This is a genomic window from Mycobacterium sp. Soil_C_30 (assembly GCF_057656995.1).
Genome location: NZ_JBDGJH010000007.1, coordinates 1 through 20185 on the forward strand (window position 1 = coordinate 1; position 20185 = coordinate 20185).

Annotated in this window: 21 protein-coding genes; 5 read left to right on the forward strand and 16 right to left on the reverse strand. The window is 66.6% G+C overall.

All coding sequences use genetic code 11. From position 1 onward, the window contains the following. The 4 genes from infB to AC3A6P_RS14750 all read left to right on the forward strand — a co-directional run. Window positions 1-2214, forward strand: a 2214-nt coding sequence (gene infB / locus AC3A6P_RS14735) for a translation initiation factor IF-2 (protein WP_487692359.1), incomplete at its 5' end; no start/stop codon positions are given. Further along, window positions 2215-2712: a 30S ribosome-binding factor RbfA gene (gene rbfA, locus AC3A6P_RS14740; protein WP_487692360.1), complete on the forward strand. Its 498-nt coding sequence runs from the start codon at window positions 2215-2217 to the stop codon at window positions 2710-2712. It abuts the gene before it with no gap. Further along, window positions 2687-3688 (forward strand): DHH family phosphoesterase, encoded by a 1002-nt coding sequence (locus AC3A6P_RS14745; protein ID WP_487692361.1) that lies wholly within the window; start codon window positions 2687-2689, stop codon window positions 3686-3688. The genes rbfA and AC3A6P_RS14745 overlap by 26 nt, the downstream gene beginning before the upstream one ends. Next, window positions 3681-5006 carry an MATE family efflux transporter gene (locus AC3A6P_RS14750; RefSeq protein WP_487692362.1) on the forward strand — a complete coding sequence of 442 codons (1326 nt, stop codon included), beginning with the start codon at window positions 3681-3683 and terminating at the stop codon, window positions 5004-5006. The genes AC3A6P_RS14745 and AC3A6P_RS14750 overlap by 8 nt, the downstream gene beginning before the upstream one ends. Here the strand turns inward: AC3A6P_RS14750 and AC3A6P_RS14755 are convergent. The 10 genes from AC3A6P_RS14755 to AC3A6P_RS14800 all read right to left on the reverse strand — a co-directional run bounded on the left by AC3A6P_RS14755 (window position 5003) and on the right by AC3A6P_RS14800 (window position 14200). After that, window positions 5003-5827: an HpcH/HpaI aldolase/citrate lyase family protein gene (locus tag AC3A6P_RS14755; RefSeq protein ID WP_487692363.1), complete on the reverse strand. Its 825-nt coding sequence runs from the start codon at window positions 5825-5827 to the stop codon at window positions 5003-5005. The two genes, AC3A6P_RS14750 and AC3A6P_RS14755, sit on opposite strands and share 4 nt — an antisense overlap. After that, complete coding sequence (locus tag AC3A6P_RS14760; RefSeq protein WP_487692364.1) at window positions 5824-6684, reverse strand: HTD2 family dehydratase; 861 nt, start codon at window positions 6682-6684, stop codon at window positions 5824-5826. Before AC3A6P_RS14760 ends, AC3A6P_RS14755 begins: the two co-directional genes overlap by 4 nt. Window positions 6685-6688: 4 nt before the next feature. Continuing rightward, window positions 6689-8143, reverse strand: a complete 1455-nt coding sequence (locus AC3A6P_RS14765) for an ester cyclase (RefSeq protein ID WP_487692366.1) — start codon at window positions 8141-8143, stop codon at window positions 6689-6691. Continuing rightward, entirely contained in the window at window positions 8144-8692 is a 549-nt protein-coding gene (locus AC3A6P_RS14770) for an NAD(P)-binding domain-containing protein (protein WP_487692367.1), read from the reverse strand. Window positions 8693-8768: 76 nt separating this feature from the next. Next, window positions 8769-9695 carry a DUF7064 domain-containing protein gene (locus AC3A6P_RS14775; RefSeq protein WP_487692368.1) on the reverse strand — a complete coding sequence of 309 codons (927 nt, stop codon included), beginning with the start codon at window positions 9693-9695 and terminating at the stop codon, window positions 8769-8771. Then, window positions 9695-10690: an ABC transporter permease gene (locus AC3A6P_RS14780; RefSeq protein WP_487692370.1), complete on the reverse strand. Its 996-nt coding sequence runs from the start codon at window positions 10688-10690 to the stop codon at window positions 9695-9697. Before AC3A6P_RS14780 ends, AC3A6P_RS14775 begins: the two co-directional genes overlap by 1 nt. Continuing rightward, window positions 10680-12206, reverse strand: coding sequence for a sugar ABC transporter ATP-binding protein (locus AC3A6P_RS14785; RefSeq protein ID WP_487692371.1), 1527 nt, complete (start codon window positions 12204-12206; stop codon window positions 10680-10682). Before AC3A6P_RS14785 ends, AC3A6P_RS14780 begins: the two co-directional genes overlap by 11 nt. Further along, entirely contained in the window at window positions 12203-12799 is a 597-nt protein-coding gene (locus tag AC3A6P_RS14790; RefSeq protein WP_487692372.1) for a nucleoside/nucleotide kinase family protein, read from the reverse strand. The genes AC3A6P_RS14785 and AC3A6P_RS14790 overlap by 4 nt, the downstream gene beginning before the upstream one ends. After that, a complete protein-coding gene (locus tag AC3A6P_RS14795; RefSeq protein WP_487692373.1) occupies window positions 12796-13191 on the reverse strand; it encodes a Rid family hydrolase in 396 nt (131 codons plus the stop codon). The genes AC3A6P_RS14790 and AC3A6P_RS14795 overlap by 4 nt, the downstream gene beginning before the upstream one ends. 1 nt (window position 13192) lies before the next feature. After that, on the reverse strand, window positions 13193-14200 hold the full coding sequence (locus AC3A6P_RS14800; protein ID WP_487692374.1) for a sugar ABC transporter substrate-binding protein: 1008 nt from the start codon (window positions 14198-14200) through the stop codon (window positions 13193-13195). 123 nt (window positions 14201-14323) lie between these two features. Here AC3A6P_RS14800 and AC3A6P_RS14805 point away from each other — a divergent pair, with 123 nt between their 5' ends. Beyond that, a complete protein-coding gene (locus AC3A6P_RS14805; protein WP_487692375.1) occupies window positions 14324-14938 on the forward strand; it encodes a TetR/AcrR family transcriptional regulator in 615 nt (204 codons plus the stop codon). On the opposite strand, the gene AC3A6P_RS14810 is transcribed toward AC3A6P_RS14805, so the two are convergent. From AC3A6P_RS14810 to AC3A6P_RS14835, 6 genes are all read right to left on the reverse strand, one after another. After that, complete coding sequence (locus AC3A6P_RS14810) at window positions 14884-15246, reverse strand: putative quinol monooxygenase (RefSeq protein WP_487692377.1); 363 nt, start codon at window positions 15244-15246, stop codon at window positions 14884-14886. The genes AC3A6P_RS14805 and AC3A6P_RS14810 overlap by 55 nt on opposite strands. Further along, window positions 15243-16112: an oxidoreductase gene (locus tag AC3A6P_RS14815; RefSeq protein WP_487692378.1), complete on the reverse strand. Its 870-nt coding sequence runs from the start codon at window positions 16110-16112 to the stop codon at window positions 15243-15245. The genes AC3A6P_RS14810 and AC3A6P_RS14815 overlap by 4 nt, the downstream gene beginning before the upstream one ends. Continuing rightward, complete coding sequence (locus tag AC3A6P_RS14820) at window positions 16109-16414, reverse strand: putative quinol monooxygenase (protein ID WP_487692380.1); 306 nt, start codon at window positions 16412-16414, stop codon at window positions 16109-16111. The genes AC3A6P_RS14815 and AC3A6P_RS14820 overlap by 4 nt, the downstream gene beginning before the upstream one ends. A 64-nt stretch (window positions 16415-16478) precedes the next feature. Further along, window positions 16479-17255: an SDR family oxidoreductase gene (locus AC3A6P_RS14825; protein WP_487692381.1), complete on the reverse strand. Its 777-nt coding sequence runs from the start codon at window positions 17253-17255 to the stop codon at window positions 16479-16481. Between the two features lie 155 nt (window positions 17256-17410). Further along, complete coding sequence (locus tag AC3A6P_RS14830) at window positions 17411-18523, reverse strand: NDMA-dependent alcohol dehydrogenase (RefSeq protein WP_487692382.1); 1113 nt, start codon at window positions 18521-18523, stop codon at window positions 17411-17413. Window positions 18524-18561: 38 nt separating this feature from the next. Continuing rightward, window positions 18562-20058, reverse strand: coding sequence for an aldehyde dehydrogenase family protein (locus tag AC3A6P_RS14835; RefSeq protein WP_487692383.1), 1497 nt, complete (start codon window positions 20056-20058; stop codon window positions 18562-18564). Between the last annotated feature and the right edge of the window lie 127 nt (window positions 20059-20185).

Genomic DNA, 20185 nt, shown 5'->3' on the forward strand with positions numbered 1-20185 from the left:
GGCCCCGGTGGTCCGCGTCCGGGTGGGACCCGTGCCACCCCGGGCAACATGCCGCCGCGTCCCGCCACCGGTGCACCCGGTGCGCGCGGTCCCCGTCCTGGTCCCCGTCCCGGTGGCGGTCCCCGCCCCGGTGCCGGTGGTGGCGGTCGTCCCGGCGGTGCCGGTGGCGGCGGTAACTACCGCGGTGGCGGCGCAGGTGCCGGTGCCGGTGCAGGTGCCGGTGGTGGCGCCGCAGGCGGTTTCCGCGGTCGTCCCGGTGGCGGTGGCGGCGGCGGTCGTCCCGGTCAGCGCGGTGGCGCTGCCGGTGCGTTCGGTCGTCCCGGTGGCGCCCCACGGCGCGGTCGCAAGTCGAAGCGCGCGAAAAGGGCCGAATACGAGAACATGCAGGCCCCGGTCGTCGGTGGCGTGCGGTTGCCGCACGGCAACGGTGAGACCATCCGGCTCGCCCGTGGCGCGTCGCTGAGCGATTTCGCCGAGAAGATCGATGCCAACCCGGCCGCGCTGGTGCAGGCACTGTTCAACCTCGGCGAGATGGTCACCGCCACCCAGTCGGTGGGCGATGACACCCTCGAACTGCTCGGCAGCGAGATGAACTTCAAGGTGCAGGTCGTGTCCCCGGAGGACGAGGACCGCGAACTGCTCGAGTCGTTCGACCTCACCTACGGCGAGGACGAGGGCGGCGAGGAAGACCTTCAGATCCGCCCGCCCGTCGTCACCGTCATGGGTCACGTCGACCACGGCAAGACGCGACTGCTGGACAGCATCCGTCAGGCCAACGTCCGCGAGGGCGAGGCCGGCGGCATCACCCAGCACATCGGCGCTTACCAGGTCGAGGTCGACCTGGACGGCAACGAGCGGCTGATCACCTTCATCGACACCCCCGGTCACGAGGCGTTCACCGCCATGCGTGCCCGCGGTGCGAAGGCCACCGACATCGCGATCCTTGTGGTGGCCGCCGATGACGGTGTGATGCCGCAGACGGTCGAGGCCATCAACCACGCGCAGGCGGCCGATGTGCCGATCGTGGTGGCGGTCAACAAGATCGACAAGGAAGGTGCCGACCCGGCGAAGATCCGCGGCCAGCTCACCGAATACGGGCTGGTGGCCGAGGACTTCGGCGGCGACACCATGTTCGTCGACATCTCGGCCAAGCAGGGCACCAACATCGACGCGCTGCTGGAAGCGGTCATCCTGACCGCCGACGCCGCACTCGATCTGCGCGCCAACCCGGACATGGAAGCTCAGGGTGTGGCCATCGAGGCGCACCTCGACCGTGGCCGCGGCCCGGTGGCGACCGTGCTCATCCAGCGCGGCACGCTGCGGGTGGGTGACTCGGTGGTGGCCGGCGACGCGTACGGACGTGTCCGGCGCATGGTCGACGAGCACGGCGAGGACGTCGAAGAGGCGCTGCCGTCCCGTCCGGTGCAGGTCATCGGCTTCACGTCGGTGCCAGGTGCCGGTGACAACCTCCTGGTTGTCGACGAAGACCGCATCGCCCGCCAGATCGCCGATCGGCGCAGCGCGCGCAAGCGCAACGCGCTGGCCGCACGCAGCCGCAAGCGCATCAGCCTGGACGACCTGGATGCCGCGCTGAAGGAAACCAGTCAGCTGAACCTGATCCTCAAGGGCGACAACTCGGGCACCGTGGAGGCGCTGGAAGAAGCCCTCCTGGGGATCGAGATCGACGACGAGGTGGAGCTGCGCGTCATCGACCGCGGCGTCGGTGGTGTCACCGAGACCAACGTCAACCTGGCGTCGGCCTCGGACGCGATCATCATCGGCTTCAACGTCCGCGCCGAGGGCAAGGCCACCGAGCTGGCCAACCGCGAAGGTGTGGACATCCGGTACTACTCGGTGATCTACCAGGCCATCGACGAGATCCAGAGTGCGCTCAAGGGCATGCTCAAGCCGGTCTACGAGGAGAAGGAACTCGGCCGCGCCGAGATCCGCGCCATCTTCCGGTCGTCCAAGGTCGGCAACATCGCCGGTTGCCTCGTGCAGTCGGGCATCATGCGCCGCAACGCCAAGGCCCGCCTGCTCCGCGACAACATCGTTGTCGCCGAGAACCTCACGGTGTCCTCGCTCAAGCGCGAGAAGGACGATGCCACCGAGGTGCGCGAAGGCTACGAGTGCGGTCTCACGCTGACCTACAGCGACATCAAGGAAGGCGACATCATCGAGACGTACGAACTCGTGGAAAAGGCGCGTACTTAAGTGGCTGACCCTGCACGGGCAAGGCGACTCGCCAAGCGCATCTCCACCATCGTCGCCTCGACGATCGAGTACGAGATCAAGGATCCCCGGTTGGCCTTCGTGACCGTCACGGACACGAAGGTCACCGGAGACCTGCACGACGCCACGGTGTACTACACGGTGCGCGGGCCGAGTCTCGACGACGAGCCCGATCTCGCCGGCGCCGCCGCGGCGCTGGAAAGTGCCAAAGGTGTGCTGCGCACGAAAGTCGGTGCCGGGACCGGTGTTCGGTACACCCCGACCCTGTCGTTCGTACTGGACACCGTGCCCGAGGCGGCGGCACACATGGAGGAACTCCTGGCTCGGGCGCGGGCGGCTGATGCCGACCTCGCGCGGGTACGGGAGGGTGCGACGCCGGCGGGGGACGCCGACCCGTACCGTGTACCTGGGGTGGAGGACCAGAGCGGGGGCTCAGAAGATACTGAGGACGCCAGTGACCGCTATCGACCCGAAGACTGAACAAGCTCTGGTAGGTCGGCGCGTGGACGCCGACGGCGCCATCGAGGTGCTGTCCCACGCTCATACGGTTGTCATCGTCTGTCACGTGTTTCCTGATGCCGACACCATCGGCGCCGGCTTGGCCATCGCACAGGTGCTCGACGACCTCGGCAAGGACGTGTCCGTCAGCTTCGCCGCGCCCGCCACGTTGCCGGACTCGTTGCGCACCCTGCCGGGTGGCCGGCTGCTGGTGAGGCCGCAGGACGTCGACCCGAAACCCGACCTGGTGGTGACGGTCGACATCCCGAGCCCGAACCGGCTCGGAGACCTGCAGCATCTCCTGGACAGCGGCGACACACCCGTGCTGGTGATCGACCACCACGCCTCCAACGAATTGTTCGGCACGGCCAACTACGTCGATCCCTCGGCCGACTCCACCACGATGCTGGTGGCCGACCTGCTCGACGCCTGGGGCCGACCGATCGACGGCCCGGTGGCGCACTGCCTTTATGCCGGGTTGATCACCGACACCGGCTCCTTCCGGTGGGCCAGTGCGCGGGCACACCGACTGGCGGCCCGGTTGGTGGACCTCGGCGTGGACAATGCCGGCATCAGCCGTGCGCTGCTGGACACCCATCCCTTTGCGTGGCTGCCGATGCTGTCGCGGGTTCTCGGCTCGGCGCAGATGTTTCCGGACGCGCTCGACGGCCGTGGCCTGGTGTTCGCCGTCGTCAACCATCGGGAGTGGGCTGCGGCCCGGCCCGAGGAGGTCGAGAGCATCGTCGACATCGTGCGCACCACGCAGCAGGCCGAAGTGGCCGCGGTGTTCAAGGAGATCGCGCCGCAGAGCTGGTCGGTGTCCATGCGGGCCAAGACCTACGATCTGACACCGGTGGCCACCGGGTTCGGTGGAGGCGGGCACCGGCAGGCCGCGGGATACTCCGCGTCCGGGTCCGTCGAGCACGTGATCGCCGAACTACGCGCCGCTGTTGGCTGAACTCGACAAACCGCCGACCAGCCGCACCATCGCGGGGCTGGCTCTGCCGGCCCTCGGCGTGCTGGCGGCGGAACCGCTGTATCTGCTGTTCGACATCGCGGTCGTCGGACGGCTGGGCGCACTCAGCCTGGCCGGCCTGGCCATCGGTGGCTTGGTGCTCGGGCTGGTGGCCTCGCAGGGCACGTTCCTGTCGTATGGAACCACTGCCCGCGCCGCCCGCTTCTACGGTGCCGGTGACCGCGCCGCCGCCGTCCGTGAGGGTGTGCAGGCGACGTGGCTGGCGATGGGTCTGGGGCTGCTGATCATCGCGGTCGTGGAGGCGGCGGCGGTGCCGATGGTGGCGGCGATCGCGGGTGACGCCGGTATCGCGGATGCGGCGCTGCCCTGGCTGCGGATCGCCATCCTCGGCGCGCCGGCGATCCTGATCTCGTTGGCGGGCAACGGCTGGATGCGTGGCGTGCAGGACACCGCCAAACCGTTGCGGTATGTGATCGCGGGTTTTGTGGTGTCGGCGATCCTGTGCCCGCTGCTGGTGTACGGCTGGCTTGGGTTGCCGCGGCTCGAGTTGGCCGGCTCGGCGGTGGCCAACCTGGTGGGGCAGTGGCTGGCGGCGCTGCTGTTCTGCCGCGCGCTGCTGGTCGAACGGGTGTCATTGCGGCTCGACGTCGCGGTGCTGCCGGCTCAGCTGGCGATGGGCCGCGATCTCCTGATCCGCAGCCTGGCTTTCCAGGCGTGTTTCGTGTCGGCGGCCGCGGTGGCCGCACGCTTCGGCGCCGCCGCGGTGGCTGCGCACCAGGTGGTGCTGCAGCTGTGGAGTTTTCTTGCGCTGGTGCTGGATTCGCTGGCCATCGCCGCGCAGTCCCTGGTGGGCGCCGCCCTCGGGGCCGGGCATCTGCCGCACGCGAAGACGGTGGCGTGGCGGGTGACGGTGTTCTCCACCGTGGCGGCCGCGGTGTTGGCCGGGCTGTTCGCGCTGGGGGCGACGGTGGTGCCGGCACTGTTCACCCATGACCGCGCGGTGCTTGACGAGATCAATGTGCCGTGGTGGTTCCTGGTGGCCCAACTGCCGGTCGCCGGAATCGTTTTCGCGCTGGACGGGGTGTTGCTCGGTGCCGGTGATGCGAAGTTCATGCGCAACGCGACGGTGGCCAGCGCGCTGGTCGGATTCCTGCCTCTGATCTGGCTGTCGATGGCGTTTGGTTGGGGACTGTTCGGCATCTGGTCGGGCCTGAGCCTGTTCATGGTGCTGCGGCTGGTGTTCGTCGGCTGGCGCACTCTGTCGGGCCGCTGGTTGGTTGCGGGCACCTCGACCGGCTAGAGCCGAGCGCCTCGACCCGCCGTCGCAAGGATGTTCTGGGCCCGGACCAGGACGGGTCGATCCACCATGTGTCCGTCCACGGTCGTGGCGCCGGCCGCCGGGTCCGAGGCGTTGACAACGGCCTGCGCCCAGTTGATTTCGTCGGCGGTGGGTGTCAGCGCCTGATGGACGGCCGCTACCTGGGTGGGGTGGATGCACAGCTTGGCCGTCATTCCCATCGATCGTGCATACCGAGTGTCGGCGGTGGTGCGGTTAGGGTCGGTCACGTCAGTGGTGACGCCGTCGATCGGCGGCGGCAGGCACGCTTGTGCCGAGGCCAGCACCATTGTGGACCGGGCGACCAGCAAGGCGTCGCGGTCGGCAGAGTCGACACCGAGTTGGGCGGCGAGGTCGATGCTGCCGAATGCCAGGCGGTGCACGGAAGACAGTGACCCCACCGCGGCGGCAGCGGCGACCCCAGCGGCTGTTTCCACGAGCGCGACCACCATGTTCGCGGAGAGGCCCGTGATCTGTTCGGGGCGTTCCGTTTTCGGGAGCATCACTCCCGCCGAAGGGAATTCGGCCATCAGGTCCGCGTCGCCGGGATGCCACTCGGTGTCGGTACCGTTGATCCTCACCATGGCGGGGTTGCCGCGGCCCAACCATTGCCGGGTGTGTTCGCGGGCAGTGGCTTTCGCCGAGGGTGCGACCGCATCCTCGAGGTCGATGACGACGATGTCGGGGCCGGCCGCGGCTGCCTTGTCGAAGCGGTCCGGACGATCACCCGGAACGAAGAGAAACGTTCGGGCGGACATGATCCGGTCGGGGGTGTAGCCGGTCATGCCAGTACCGCCTGTGCCGTGACGTGCACGTCGTCGGTGCCCGACACCACCGCGAGGCTGACGGTGCGGCCCTCCGGTCGGCCCTCGACCCTGAAGTGGTCGCCGACGAAGATAGGGCGGCGCAACGTGAACGCGAATTCGCCGACTGCGGCGCGGGCACGCACCAGTTCGGACAGGTAGATCGCCAGGAGCGGTCCGTGTACGACCAGCCCGGGGTAACCCTCGGTGCCCGTGGTGTAGGCCTCGTCGTAGTGGATGCGGTGGGCGTTTCCCGTCAGGGCGCTGAAGCGGAACAGAAGCACGGGGTCCGGCGCAGGAGCGGACCACCAGGGTGCCGTCGGGGGCTCCATGGGCTCGTCGGCGCGGTTGAACCTCGTGCTCGCTCCGGGGTCGGAGCGGTACACCAGGTCCTGTTCCTCGACCACGCGCACGGCACCGTCGTGCCGGTAGAGGTGCCGGACGGTGACGAAGAGCATCTCGCCGCTGCGCCCGTGTTTGATCTCGGTCGACACCACCGTCGATTCCCGCTCCACCGTGTCGCCGATTCGCAGCGGTTCGTCGACGGTGACACGGCCGCCGGCGAACATCCTGCGGCGGTGCGGGATCGGCGGCAGAAAGTGACCCTCCCGGGGGTGGCCGTCGGCTCCCAGCTCTGCGGTGGGCGGCCAGTCGAGGAAGAACACCCAGTGCCACAACAGGGGGAGCGGGTCACCGTCGCCGAACTGCTCCTGGATGTTTAAGGTGGCCGCCAACTGCTGCACCTGGTGCCGGGAAATGACGTCGGTTGTCCTGACGGGGGTGGGGGACCAGTCGGTGAGGTGTGTGGCGATGCCCCATCGGGCTGATGGGCTTGCCATCGTGTCAGACACCACCATTCGGTTCGGTGGGCAGTTGGTCGAGCTGCTGGAGCACCGAGTAGAGGTTGGCGACGCCCCAGTGGTCGGTGATCTTTCCGTCGCGGACGCGCATCGCGTCCACCGTTTCGAATGCAATGGACCTGCCGGTGCCTGCGATGCCGAGAAAATCACCCTGGTGGGTGCCGTGATACACCTTGTAGGTGGTGACGATGTCTCCGTCCACTGTCTGCCAACCGATCTCGGGTCGAAAGTCAGGGAAGGCCGCCCGCAGTCGTTTGTAGAGGACCAGTACCCCGGCCTTGTCCGCAGTGGTGCCGGGCTGGGGTGTGTGGTCGACGAAGTCCTCGGCGAAGAGCTCTTCGAAAAGGGCGAAATCGCCTTGTCCCTGGACCTGCTCGGTGTTGCGGCGGACCACGGCCTTGGCGGCCTCCGCCGCAGAGTCCGGCAAGCCTGCTTCTTCGCTGTTTTCGTAGTGTGACATTGGTGTGTTCACCTTCTGTGATGTGGAGTGAGTTGCCGAGGTGAGCTCGGACGACGACATGATCCGCAGGACACGTTTGCCCGTTACGCGCCGGGTCCCGACCTCGCGGTAGGCCCGCCGGACCTCGTCGGTGGTGAACCGGTACACCTCCGAGATCGGCACTGTGACGTCACCGCGTGCGACCAGGGCGGCCAGGGCGGACCACACCTGTGGTGTGTCGGCCTGTTCCTGGGCTTCGGAGTGGACTCCGAAGCGGCGTACCGCTTCATGGTCGATCAGGGTGTTGATCCGGTGGGGGAGAACTCCGAGATCGACTGCCATGGCGACGTTGCCGGCGCCGAAGGTGTCGATGAAGCCGTCGATGCCGTCGGGCGCGAGGTCGCGTAAACGCTGTGCCAGTTCCGGTCCGTACTGGACGGGGCGGATGCCCAGCCCGGCCAGCCGCTCGAAGTTGGCGACGCTGCAGGTTCCGATCACCTCGGCGCCGCGTAACCGGGCCAGTTGGGCGGCGTAGACACCGACACCGCCGGCTGCGGCCGACACCACGATGGTTTCCCCCGGTCGGGGATCGACAGCGGCCACCGACGCCCATGCAGTGGCGCCGGCGCCCGCGATGGTGGCGGCGGCCTCCCACGGCAGATCCGCGGGCTTGGGCGCGATCCGTTGTGTGCCAATGGCTACATACTGTGACTGCGCCCGGCGGGGAGCGAACCCGATCACCTCGTCACCGATCTCGAATTCCGTTGCGCCATGACTTTTTTCGACGATCCTACCGGCGAAGTCGTTGCCCTGTCCCTCCGGGAAGTGTGCAGGCCAGAAGGTGGCGTAGCGTCCTTCGCGGATGCCGATCTCACCGGGGTTGGTGGCCGCGGCCACCACCGCGACCAGTACCTCCCCGGCGGAGGGTGCCGGGCGGGGGACTTCGGTCACCTCGAGCACCTCGGGGCCACCGTAGTGGTTGAATCTGACTGCTTTCATTCAGAGTTGCCCGGGCTGTGCGTAGCGGTAGAAGAACGGCCCGAGCTGGGCGGCCAACGCCCGTGTCAGCCCGGCACTGTCCTCCAGCAGCCGAGCGCCCGGGTCCAGCGGACCGACGTACACCGGGGCGAAGCCGGCATCGGCGCTGAGCTGTTCGGCGAAGGGACGGGCATCGTCATCGGCGGCGTAAAGGTTACCGGGCGGGACCCGCTGCGTGCTGATCTCGGCATAGTTGCGAGCGAAGTTGGTGGAGAACGCTTTTGCGGTCGGCCCGCCGATGACCGACTGGATCTGATGCGACAGTGAGCGATCGGCGTCGTCACGGTCGGTGTAGATGTTGCAGGCGTCGATGGTCGGTTGGCCGGCCAGCCCGACGATGCCATCGAGTGCCTCCCGGAGGTGGGCGGCCGCGACCGCCACGACGATCACGTCGGCACCTGTGGCGTCACCGCCGTCACGTCCGAGCAGGCTCACCTGGTGACCACTGCTGCTCCACAGTCTACCGAGTCCGCTGCCGACGTTGCCTCGGCCGATCACCGTCACTCTCATTGACCATTCCTCTCTGTGGGGAACCCGTGGCGTGCACCGGCATCACCGGCGGGGGAGGGGACCGAGCGAAAGAGGTTCACCCGATGCTGCTTTCGTGCAACATGTCTTGGCAATCCCCGTAGCCTACTCGGCCGTCGGGCAGTGTCCAGCGCATGAAGGTGAGGTTGGCGTGCAGCATCGGCCAGTACGGCACAGGTAGGTTGTTCACCGCGGTGCCCTGCAGTTGCCAGATTTCGTCGTGGTCATCGCGCAGCTCGACGCTGATCGCCAGCGGGTGGTCGGGGAAGCCCTCGGCGTGGCGCGTGTGCTGGCGCACGGCCCGAATCGTCCGCAGCCGGCCGCCGACGGCGACGTAGCCCCAGTGCAGTGCCCGCGCGGACATCTCGGCGGTGTCCCCCGCGATGACGAGGAAAGCCAGGTCGTCACCGAAGATCGGGGCCGACCACGAATGCCGGGGAAATGGCGCCTCTTCGGCGCGGGTGACGCCGAAAGAGCGGTTCCGGGTGAAGTGGCCGGAGACGGTGTGGTCACGTCCGTTCAGCCGAAGTGAGCCGGATGTGCGCATCGGCTGGGTGAAGTTCCCGCCCCCGGGCTTGCCCGCCGGCGGCGCAACCGAATCCCACTGGATGCTGAACTCGACATCTGTTGTTGGCGAGCGGTATTCGGCAGTGATCCGGCGGAACGGCTCGATGACTCTGACGTGGACTCCGGTCGGGTAGCGGACGTCGTCCAGATTCGTCGGAGGAGACGGGAGGTAGTTGCGGTAGTCGAGGTGGTCCGCCTCGCCCATCCAGCGTGCGAACGTCGACCAGATCGCTACACCGCCACTGAGCAAGCCGAGGCGCGGGTGCATCCAGTGGTAGATCAGGCAGTCCAGGCCGGCCTCGGGAACGCAGAAACCGAGATAGGAGGTCTCGGTGGCCGTGTGCCCCTCGGCGCAGGAACCGACCAGTTCGGCATCGGGTGGAACCGGGGCGAAATCGGCAAGACGATCGGTGGTCATCAGCGTGCCGCCCGGCGGGTCCACGCATCGACACCGATGGCCAACAGCAGCACCACGCCAGTGGCGATCTGCTGATAGAGCGGTTCGACACCGAGCAGGTTGAAGCCGTTCTGCAGCAGGGCCAGCAGCGCCACGCCGGCCACCGTGCGCCAGACCGCACCTTCACCGCCGGACATGGAGTTGCCGCCGATGAGCATCGCGGTCCAGACGTTGTAGGCCATGGCGGCGCCCGACGACGTCCCGGCGCTCATGCTGCCACTGCTGACGAGCACCGCGCCTACTCCTGCGGTGAGCCCGGCGAACACGAAGGCGAACAGGCGAACCGGTCGGGTTCTGATCCCGGTGAGGCGTGTCGCCTCCTCGTTGCCGCCGGTGGCGTAGAGATACCGACCGATGGTCGTCCTGGTGAACAGGAACCATGTTGCCACCACGGTCAGCAGGAAACACCACACCGGAACGGTGAGACCCAGGGGTCTCGCCAGCGCGAAGGCGTAGCCGGGGTCGGTGGCGATCTGTACCGTTCCGCCGGTCACGGCGACGGCGGCACCGCTGAACACAATGGAGGTGGCCAGGGTGGCGACGAAGACGTTCATGCGCCCGTATGTTCCCAGGACGCCGTTGACCGCCCCCAGAACCGTGCCACTGACAATGCCGGCGACCACTCCCATCGGCACCGAGACCGCCTCGGCGACGGTGACTGCGGCGACACCGGCCACGACGTACATGGCGCCGGTGGACAGATCGAATCCGGCGGTCAGCAGGATCGCGGACGCACCGAGCGCCATGATGCCGACCGGAGCCCACTGGGTCGCGACGTTCATCAGGTTCGACAGGGACAGAAATGCCGGCGACGAGAGCGCCAACGCCAGGAACAGCACGACCACGGCGCCCAGCACACCGAGGTCCCGGACGCGTCCGAAGTTCAAGCGCGAGAGGCGTTTCCCGGGGTTCAGGGCCGGTTCCGCGCGGCTGTGTCGCAGCGCATCACTGGTCATCGGAGTTCTCCCTTGACTGTTGGCCGAATGCGGCGGTGAGTATCTGTTCGTGGGTCGGCGAGCTCAGTTCGGCGGCGATGCGGCCGCGGTTCATCACCAGGACCCGGTGTGAGATCCCGATGACTTCATCGAGATCGCTGGAGATCAACAGGATTGCGCAGCCATTTCGGGCCAGTTCGCAGAGGATGTCGTAGAGCGCGCGCCGTGATCCTACGTCCACTCCGCGTGTCGGCTCGTCGACGATGAGAACCGTGGGTCGGCGAGCGACCCAGCGACCGATGATCGCTTTCTGCTGGTTGCCGCCGGACAGATGACGGATGGATCGGGTGGGATCCGGCGGCTGAACGGCACACTGGGTCATCGAGAGCTCGACCAACGCGCGGGCCCGTTTGTGGTTGATGACCCCCCAGTGACTGAGGTTGCCCAACGATCCCAACGAGATATTGTCGGCGGTGCTCCACATCGGCAGGATTCCTTCGTCACGCCGGTTCTCGGAGACGAACGCCACCCCGGCGGTGACGGACGTTCGGATCGATCCCGGCCGGAGGACCCGGCCATCCACCCGGACGGTGCCACGGTCGGGGCGATCGGCGCCGAAGACGGCACGGGCGAGTTCGGTGCGGCCACTGCCGGCAAGGCCTGCCACACCTACGATTTCGCCGCTGTGCACCCGAAATGTGCAGTCGAGGACAGCGTTCGCGCGCGACAGGCCGGCCACCTCGAGAACCACGGGCGCCTGCGGCGAGGGGGGCACGCGTTCGGGGAATGCATGGTCGAGTGGACGTCCCAGCATGCCGGTGATCAGCGACTCCGCAGACTCGGCGGAGGTGGCGGAGGTCCGCACATGCCGTCCGTCGCGCAGGATCGTCACCGTATCCGCCACTTGCAGAACCTCATCGAGGAAGTGCGAGATGAACAGGATGGTCACCCCGCGCTCGCGCAGCGTGCCGAGCAACCGGTGGAACCGGGCGGTCTCCTCCAAGCCGAGGGCGGCGGTCGGCTCGTCGAAGATGATGAACTTAGATCCCCGGGCCAGTGCTCGCAGCACTTCCACCTTCTGTTGATCGGCCAGCGTCATCTCACCCACCCGTACCCGTTCCGGGACGTGGAGGCCGGCCTCGGAGACGAGCTGACCAAAGCGTGTGTGCAACGCCGCTCGACGGACAGCTCCCAGAAAGTGGACTTCCTGCCCCAGCATGACGTTCTCGATCGCCGTCATGGACGGCACCAGGGAGATCTCCTGGTGCACATAGGCGATGCCGTGGTCCAGACCGCCTCTCGGGGTCTTGTAGTGGACCTCGCTGCCGTTGACGGCGATGCGGCCCAGGTCCCGAGTGGTGGTACCCGCAAGGATCTTTGCGAGCGTGGACTTTCCGGCACCGTTCTCCCCGACAAGGGCGTGGATGGTGGCGGGCATGATGTCGAGATCCACGGCGTCGAGAACCTTCGTGGTGCCGAATGTCTTGGTCAGTCCGCGGATCGCGACATGAACGCCGGCCGCCCGGTCACCGGTCATCGGCTCAGCCGGTCATGGGTGATGGCCAACATCTCCGCGTCCTCGAACGTGCCGTCGAGCACGATGTCTGCATGTGAACCGGGTTCTTCGCGTGCGATGTAGTCCGACTCGTGCCTGATGCACTGCTGGCGGTAGGGCGCGTAGGTGGGCCAGTCCCGGCGTCGTTCCACCCTGTGCTGGCAGGTTGCCAGCGGCACCTCCACCCACACCGTGGAGGCGAGGTAGGGACGAACGTGGCGGGAACTTGCCCCGACACCTTCGATGACAAGGCGGTCAGTCCATGGGACGTCGCGGACAGCCTCGTACTCGAGTGTCTCCCAGTTCATCACCGGATACCGCCCGTCGAGTCCCCGCGCCAACTTCCCGAGCACACACTCGACGATCAGCTCGGGGCCCGGCTCCATGGCGTCCCACCCGGGCAACAGGTCGTCGAAGTGGATCAGCGGTGCGTCCGCCGCGATGGCGAGCCGCTCGCCGATCGTCGATTTACCGGAGCCGGACCGGCCGTCGACGGCCAGCACCCGAACTCCACCCGCCTGCTCGCCGGGCTGCCGGGTGAACAACCGGGCGGCCAGATCTGCAGACGAGATCATGCGATCGCCATGCCGGTCAGCTCCAACATCCATTCCGGTCGACCGAGAACCTCTGGGACGCAGAAGATCCCGGTGGGGCGAACACCCCACCTCTCGGTGCGGGCCAGGTAGATGTCCATGTGTGCGAAGTACTGCTCAGGCTGCGGTACATACCAATTCAGCTGAACGAGATGGTGGGGTAGGTAGCCTGCGACGTCCAGCAGCCGTTCGATCTTGTCGAGAACCAGGTTCAGCTGGCCCACCATGTCGTCGACGAAGAGCGCAGCACCGTCGTCGTCGGTCGCGACCTGGCCGCCGATGACCAGCATCCGGGAGAACGCGGTGATCTCGATTGCTTCGGAGACGCCGTAGGCGAGACCGGTGTTCCACGGGTTGATCACGTTGTGCGTCATGTCAGAACTCCGGCACGAACTTGTCGACATTCGCACGGGTGAGGACCAGTTCACCCGGACCAAGAGGACTGAATTCAGCCCAGGTCTCGACGACCGGGGCGCGGGATCGGCCGCCGATGGCCGCCAGCAGGAATTCGGTGGCCCGGACGCCTGCGGTGCGTGGGTACAGCACGATCGTCCCGAACTGGTCGCCTGACCTGATCGCGGCGACACTGGCTTCGGTGGCGCCGTTGCCGATGGTCGCCACCCGGCCCTGCAGCCCCTCGTCGATCACCCATCGGTTGATCCCCTGGAGGGTGACGTCGTCGTCGCCGATGACCACGTCGATGCCACCGTGGGCCTGGTAGGCGTCCTGCGCCGCTGCACGACCCTGCGCCGGGTTGTCGTATCCGCCGATGATTTCGCCCACTACCGAGATGTTGGGATGTGCGGCCAGCGCAGCGATGGTTGCGTCTTTCTGTTCGACCAGGATCTGCGCGGCGGGATCGGCGATCGAGTACACCACTTCACAGGGGTTGAGGTCACGGCACGCCATCGCGGCCATCTCGGCGCTCGCCTCTGCGAGATCGCCTGGACTCAGAACGAGTTGAGCAGCGATCCCGTCGACCTGGATCTCCGGCGACGAGGGGTCGGGCCCGATCGCCGACTCGATGACGGACACCTGGATGCCGGCTGCAGCGGCATTGGCGATACAGCCGGCCAGGGTCGCTCCGTCAACGGGTTCGATGACCAGCCCGTCGAATCGACCACTACTGATCGCATCCTGGCATTGGGCGACCTGCTTCTGGGGATCGCTGCCTGCGTCGAACGTCGTCACCTGATACCCGCCCGCAGTGGCGGCCTGCTCCACGCCGGCGCGGATCGCGTTCGTGTACGCCGCGGAGGCCAGCTGCAGGAAGCCGATGGCGGGCTGGGCGTCGGCGCCGTCGGTGTCGGCCGAGCAGCCGGCCATCACTGCGATCGCCGCAGCGCAGCTACCCAGCCGTATGCAGGTGCGCCAAGGGTTCATGAATTTCTCTCGTATAGTGAGCACTTAATAATAATCACATGCACTTATTACAACGGAATGAAATTCGGTGTCGGACGGGTTGCGAGCGCGTTAGTCACGCGGAGGTATTACTAAGCTGGGGCTGTGCCCAGACCCCGGCTGGATCCTGATCAACTCGCGCACATTTTGCGAGCTTCCGCGGCGGTGATCGCCGTCAAACGGAGCGACAACCTCCGCTTGGTCGACGTCGCGCGAGACGCCGGTGTGTCGACAGGCACGCTGCAGCACTACTTCGGCTCCCGCGAGGGCCTCATCGATGCGACATTCCACTGGGTCAGTTCCACCGAGCTGGCGCGCTGCCGTGAACTCGCCGCACACGAGAGCGATCCGGATAGAGGCCTCGAGGTGGTGACCGAGGCGCTGATCGGGACCGCCGACGACTGGGCGCTGTGGTCGGAACTGTGGGCGCTGCAATCCCGTTCCCCGGAACGCTTCGCCGGTGCTCCCGATATTTTCGACGCGTGGCTGGCCCTGCTGACCGAGGCGATCGTCCGCGCCACTGACGGCCGTTCGACGCCCGCGAGTGCCCCCGACGCCACCGCATTGTTCATCCTGCGTTACGTCGAGGGTCTCGGGGTTCAGATCCTGATGAACCGCATCAGCCGCACGGACGCGCTCGACCAGCTGCGCCGGCTTGTGGCCGATCAGATCTCTGCTCCGGCAACGTCACCGCGGTCCGGGGTGCCCGAGGACCGGTGACCTCGGTCCCGTGGGGTCGACACCATGCCGAACCGTCGCAGGTCCAGGTCACCGTCGACCAGCCGCGGAATCGCCGCGGCAAAGGCCTGCATGTGCGGCAAGGTGAAGTGCTGCGCGAGATCCTCTGCGGAGCTCCAGTTCTCGTACACGAACCACAGGTCGGGGTCGGCCTCGGACCGGTGCACGTCGTAGTTGATGCAGCCCGGTTCCTCGCGGGACGGTTCGACAAGCTCCAGAAGTCCACGGCCGAGCTCATCGCCGAGCCCGCTCCTGGCCCTGATGAACGCGATGTTGGTCACCTGTGTCATTGTCGGTTCTCTCCTTCGTCGCTGTAATTCCCGCCGGGAAAGTCGGCTCCCCGTGACACGTGTTCCCAGGCCGCGATATCGGCCTGCAGTGCCGCTGCTTTGGCAAGGGCGACATCGACGGCCTCGTTGCCCAGCAGCAGACGTTGTGGTGGCTGGGCGCTGGTGGCTGCCTCGTAGATGGCCGCGGCAGCCCGCGCCGGGTCCCCGGCCTGATTGCCGACGGACTGGTGGTAGGCGCGCCGGGCCTGCCCGGCGGTCTGGTCGTAGTCCTCGATCGTGGACTCGACCTCGTTGGAGGAGGCCGCCCAGTTGGTTCGGAATCCACTGGGCTCCACCACCATGACGTCGAGCCCCAGCGGCGCCACTTCGATCCGCAACGACTCGGACAGGCCTTCCACGGCGAACTTGCTGGCCGAGTAGTAGCCCACGGCAGCGAATCCGCTGAGGCCGCCGATCGAGGTGAGGTTGATGATCGTGCCGCGGCGACGAGATCGCATGATAGGCAGGACCGCGTGGATGGTGTTGGCAGTACCGAAGAAGTTGACGTCGAACAGGAGTCGGGCGACCTTGTCGTCGGTTTCTTCGACGGCGCCGAAGTAGCCGATGCCCGCGTTGTTGACCAGCACATCGACGGTACCGAAATGGTCCACCGCGGCTGTGACCACCTCGGTGCACTGCTCACGATTCACGACGTCGAGTGGCAGGAGCAGCGCGTCGCCCCGGTCGGCCAGGTCGGACACGGTGGAGATGTCGCGTGCCGTGGCGACGACCTTCTGTCCGTGGTCCAGGAGATGCTCGGCAAGACTGCGGCCGAAGCCGGTCGAGCATCCGGTGACCATCCAGACCTGTGATTGTGGGGCAGTCATAGGTTCCCTCCTGTGTCATCGGTGGTGGCGGAAACGTCTTGATATTCGCCGATTTCGATATCGCGGACGCACAGGGCAGGTACCTGCGCCAGGAATTCACGCACGTACGGGGCCTGCATGTGAGCGTCGAAATCAGATGGTGCACGCCATGATTCGAGAATCATCCACGATTGACGGTCCTGCACGGCGCGGTGGATCTCGTACCGCAGGCAGCCCGGTTCAGCGCGGGTCGGGGTGACCAGTTTCAGCAACTGGGCGCCCAGGGTTTCCGACATGCCGGGCTTGGCGGTCGCCAGGGCCACGTTGGTACGTCCGGGCCGGGTGGTCGACACCTGTTCCTCCTTCCTCGTGGTGGGCCGGGTCCGGTCAGATGGCCTGCGCCGTCGGGAGAATCGTGATCTCGGTGAGGTTCACATGCTTGGGCAGCGCGGCGACGAACGCCACCGTCTCGGCCACGTCCGCAGACTGCAGGACATCGATCTGCTCGATCAGATCGGCCATCAGCTTGGTGGCGTCCGGGTCGGTGACGTGGTCGGGCAGTTCGGTGTCCACCATGCCGGGTTCGACCGTGGCGACCCGGACGTTCTTGCGCCCCAGTTCGGTGCGCAGCAGTCGGGTGAGGTGGCTGATGAACGCCTTGGTGCCGGAGTACACCTGGAACTTCTCGAGCACCCTGGTGGCCGCGATCGACGAGGTGGTGATGAGGTCGGCCGGTCGGCCTTCGCTGCCCGCGGACTCGAGGGATCCGACAAACGCCTGAATGGTGTTCATCACGCCCTTGATGTTCAGATCGATCTGGGCGTCCCAGTCCTGCACCTTGAGGTCGCCGATCTCGGAGATCAGCTGAACCCCGGCGTTGGCGAAAACGAGGTCCACCGCGCCCAATTCGACGGCAATGTGCTCCGCGGCGGCAAGGACAGCGGCGCGGTCGGTCACGTCGGTGGGCACCACCAACGCAGTGCCGCCCTTCGTGGTGATCCGCTCGGCGATCCCGTCGAGCAGATCTTTCCGGCGCGCGACGAGTGCGACCTTGGCGCCGAGCTCGGCGAACCTCTCCGCGGTGGCTTCGCCGATGCCGCTGGACGCTCCGGTCACGACCGCGACCCGGCCGGCCAGGGGAGTGCCTTCGATGAGTGTGCTCATGATCTGCTCCTTCAACGTGACGAGAACCGTTGTGCCGGTCCGGTGCCTGGGAACTCCTGCTCCCGGGAACCACTATTGGTCAGTCGAAGGACCAGAAACAGGGTGGGAAACTCCTACCCTCGCCACTCCCGGTGAACGCGCCGCCGCCGCGCCTGTCAGAGCTCGAAATCGATTATGCCGCGGATGTTCTTGCCGTCCTCGAGGTCCCGGTATCCCTGGTTGATGTCCTCGAGCCGGTAGCGGGTGGTGATCAACTCGTCGAGCTTGAGTGTCCCGGAGTCATACATCCGGAGCATCTTCACGATGTCGTACTGCGGGTTGGAGGAGCCGAACAAGGTCCCTTTGATCGTCTTCTCCATGAACACCATCTCCTGGCCGGAGACGTGCACGGTGAGGTTGGCGGCATTCGACACACCAGTGACGACCACGGTCGAACCCTTTCCGATGATGCTGAACGCCGCCGAGATGGTCTCTTCGTCCATCCGGCCGATGAGCACCAGCGCCTGATCAGCGCCTTGGCCCCAGGTGAGTTCGCTGACCTTCTCCTGAGCCTCCGCGGCGGTCGCGAAGGTGTGTGTGGCGCCGAATTTGCTTGCCGTTTCCCGTTTGAATGCCACAGGGTCCACGCAGACGACGTATTTGGCCCCAGCTGCGACGGCACCCTGCACCGCATTGATCCCGAGGCCGCCGACCCCGTAGATCACCGTGGTGTCACCGGGACGGACGTTGCCGGCGTTTACGGCCGTGCCCCAACCGGTGGGTACGCCGCAACCGACGAGCACCGCGCTCTGCAGTGGTAGCCAGTTGTCGACCTTCACCACCGAAAGTTGCGAGACGGTCGCGTATTCGGAGAAGGCGCCGAGCATGCAGAATGCGCTGTAGTCCGTGCCGTCCCTGTGCAGTCGGAAGGTGCCGTCAGGCATGCACCCCTCGAGGATGGTCATCCCCGCGTCACACAGATTCTGGCGACCGGTAGAGCAGTAGCGGCACACCCCGCAGCTCGGAATGAAGCTGCACACCACATGATCGCCGACGTCGACCTTGGTCACGCCGGGGCCTACCTTCTCGACGACGCCGGCCGCCTCATGACCACCGACCATCGGATAGCGGACGTCGAGATCGCCTTCGAGCATGTGCAGGTCGGAATGACACAGGCCGGCTGCCGTGACCTTGAGCGTCACCTCGCCCGGGCCGGGATCGTCGATGTCGAGCTCCATGATCTCGAACGGAGCGTGTGGTGCTGTCAGAACTGCTGCGCGTGTTTTCATCGTGGTCCTCTCGATTGGTTCGGTGTGCAGTTGGTCGTTCAGTGGACGAATGTCCAGACGGATTTGGTCTCGAGGAAGCCGTCGAGGCTGTCCGGGCCGAGGTCGCGCCCGTATCCCGATTGTTTGAAACCACCGAACGGTGCGGCCGGGTCGGTGAGGCCCCATCCGTTGACATAGACAGTGCCGGCACGCAATCGGCTGGTGGCCTTCTGTGCGGTGTTGACGTTGGTGGTCCAGATGCCGGCGGCCAGACCGTAGTCGCCGCTGTTGGCTCGTTCGATCACCTCGTCGAGGTCGTCGAAGGGCAGGACCGTGACAACCGGGCCGAAGATCTCCTCGCGGACGCACTCCATGTCGTCGCCGGCGTGATCGATGATGGTGGGTGGGAAGAAGTGGCCGGTGAGCTCGTCGGGAACCGGCGCCGCCCGATGGACTGTGGCGCCGGCGGCTTCGGCGCGGTCGACATACCCGCGGACGCGGTCGAGTTGGCCGGCGGTCACCAGCGGGCCGAAATCGACGGCGGGGTCCAGGCCATGTCCGATCGTCAGGTCGGCTGCTTGGCGCCGCAGGCGTTCGACCACACGTTCGTGGACGTCGCGTTGCACGAACAGTCGTGATGGCGCGCTGCAGGTCTGGCCGGAGTGCCAGAAGATTCCCCCGGCGGAGCCGGCGATGGCCTGGTCGAGGTCGGCATCGGCGAAGATGATGTTCGCGCTCTTGCCGCCCAGCTCCAGCGTCACCCGCTTCACCTGCGCGGCGGCCTGTGCGGCGATCTGTTTTCCCACCATCGTCGAGCCGGTGAAGGTGATCTTGGCGATGTCGGGGTGGTTGACCAGGGCTTGTCCGGCGACCTCGCCGGTGCCCGGCACGACGTTCAGCACCCCGGGCGGCAGCCCCGCCTCGACAGCGAGTTCGGCGAGCCACAGGGCCGACAACGGGGTTTCCTCGGACGGTTTGAGCACCACGGTGCAGCCGGCAGCCAGGGCAGGAGCCAGCTTCCAACCACACAGCAGCAGGGGGAAGTTCCATGCGGTGACCGCGGCGACCGCACCGACAGGCTCACGTTCCGTGCGGATGTGGATGTCGGGGTGTGAGACGGGGACCGTGGACCCCACGATCTTGGTAGGCCAGCCAGCGAAATAGTGAAACGCCCGCGCCGCGAAGTCGACATCGATGGCCCGCGCCGCGCTGCGGACCTTGCCTGCATCAAGGACTTCCAGTTCCGCGAACTCGTCGGCATGGCGGTAGATCGCATCTCCGATGCGATGCAGGATGCGTCCCCGGTCCAGCGGGCTCATCTGCCGCCACGGCGAGGTCGGATGGAAGGCACGGGTGGCGGCGTCGACGGCGGCGTCGACGTCCTCGGTGCCGGCACAGGCGGCGGTGGCGATGCGCGCACCCGTGGCGGGATCGCAGACCGCGATGGTCTGTGCACTCGACGCGTCGACGCGACGGCCATCAATGAACAGATGGGGCTCGGCGTCCAACCGGCGTTGTACTGCCGCCGAATGAGGTGAGGCAAGCATCTGTGTCATGGCTTCTCCTATTGATATTTGATACATCAGGATGTGATCGAGGCTACACCCAGTCGAGCCTGCAGTCGAGGGGTTTACAGCGCTATGTTGCCGCAACACGTTGTCTTGCAACGATTTTTCACGTCAG

What these genes read in the sequence shown, in the direction of transcription:
- AC3A6P_RS14755 (WP_487692363.1), bottom strand. Translation starts at nt 5,827, where the DNA reads ATGACCGGCTACACCCCCGACCGGATCATGTCCGCCCGAACGTTTCTC.
- AC3A6P_RS14760 (WP_487692364.1), bottom strand. Translation starts at nt 6,684, where the DNA reads ATGGCAAGCCCATCAGCCCGATGGGGCATCGCCACACACCTCACCGAC.
- AC3A6P_RS14765 (WP_487692366.1), bottom strand. Translation starts at nt 8,143, where the DNA reads ATGAAAGCAGTCAGATTCAACCACTACGGTGGCCCCGAGGTGCTCGAG.
- AC3A6P_RS14770 (WP_487692367.1), bottom strand. Translation starts at nt 8,692, where the DNA reads ATGAGAGTGACGGTGATCGGCCGAGGCAACGTCGGCAGCGGACTCGGT.
- AC3A6P_RS14775 (WP_487692368.1), bottom strand. Translation starts at nt 9,695, where the DNA reads ATGACCACCGATCGTCTTGCCGATTTCGCCCCGGTTCCACCCGATGCC.
- AC3A6P_RS14780 (WP_487692370.1), bottom strand. Translation starts at nt 10,690, where the DNA reads ATGACCAGTGATGCGCTGCGACACAGCCGCGCGGAACCGGCCCTGAAC.
- AC3A6P_RS14785 (WP_487692371.1), bottom strand. Translation starts at nt 12,206, where the DNA reads ATGACCGGTGACCGGGCGGCCGGCGTTCATGTCGCGATCCGCGGACTG.
- AC3A6P_RS14790 (WP_487692372.1), bottom strand. Translation starts at nt 12,799, where the DNA reads ATGATCTCGTCTGCAGATCTGGCCGCCCGGTTGTTCACCCGGCAGCCC.
- AC3A6P_RS14795 (WP_487692373.1), bottom strand. Translation starts at nt 13,191, where the DNA reads ATGACGCACAACGTGATCAACCCGTGGAACACCGGTCTCGCCTACGGC.
- AC3A6P_RS14800 (WP_487692374.1), bottom strand. Translation starts at nt 14,200, where the DNA reads ATGAACCCTTGGCGCACCTGCATACGGCTGGGTAGCTGCGCTGCGGCG.
- AC3A6P_RS14810 (WP_487692377.1), bottom strand. Translation starts at nt 15,246, where the DNA reads ATGACACAGGTGACCAACATCGCGTTCATCAGGGCCAGGAGCGGGCTC.
- AC3A6P_RS14815 (WP_487692378.1), bottom strand. Translation starts at nt 16,112, where the DNA reads ATGACTGCCCCACAATCACAGGTCTGGATGGTCACCGGATGCTCGACC.
- AC3A6P_RS14825 (WP_487692381.1), bottom strand. Translation starts at nt 17,255, where the DNA reads ATGAGCACACTCATCGAAGGCACTCCCCTGGCCGGCCGGGTCGCGGTC.
- AC3A6P_RS14830 (WP_487692382.1), bottom strand. Translation starts at nt 18,523, where the DNA reads ATGAAAACACGCGCAGCAGTTCTGACAGCACCACACGCTCCGTTCGAG.
- AC3A6P_RS14835 (WP_487692383.1), bottom strand. Translation starts at nt 20,058, where the DNA reads ATGACACAGATGCTTGCCTCACCTCATTCGGCGGCAGTACAACGCCGG.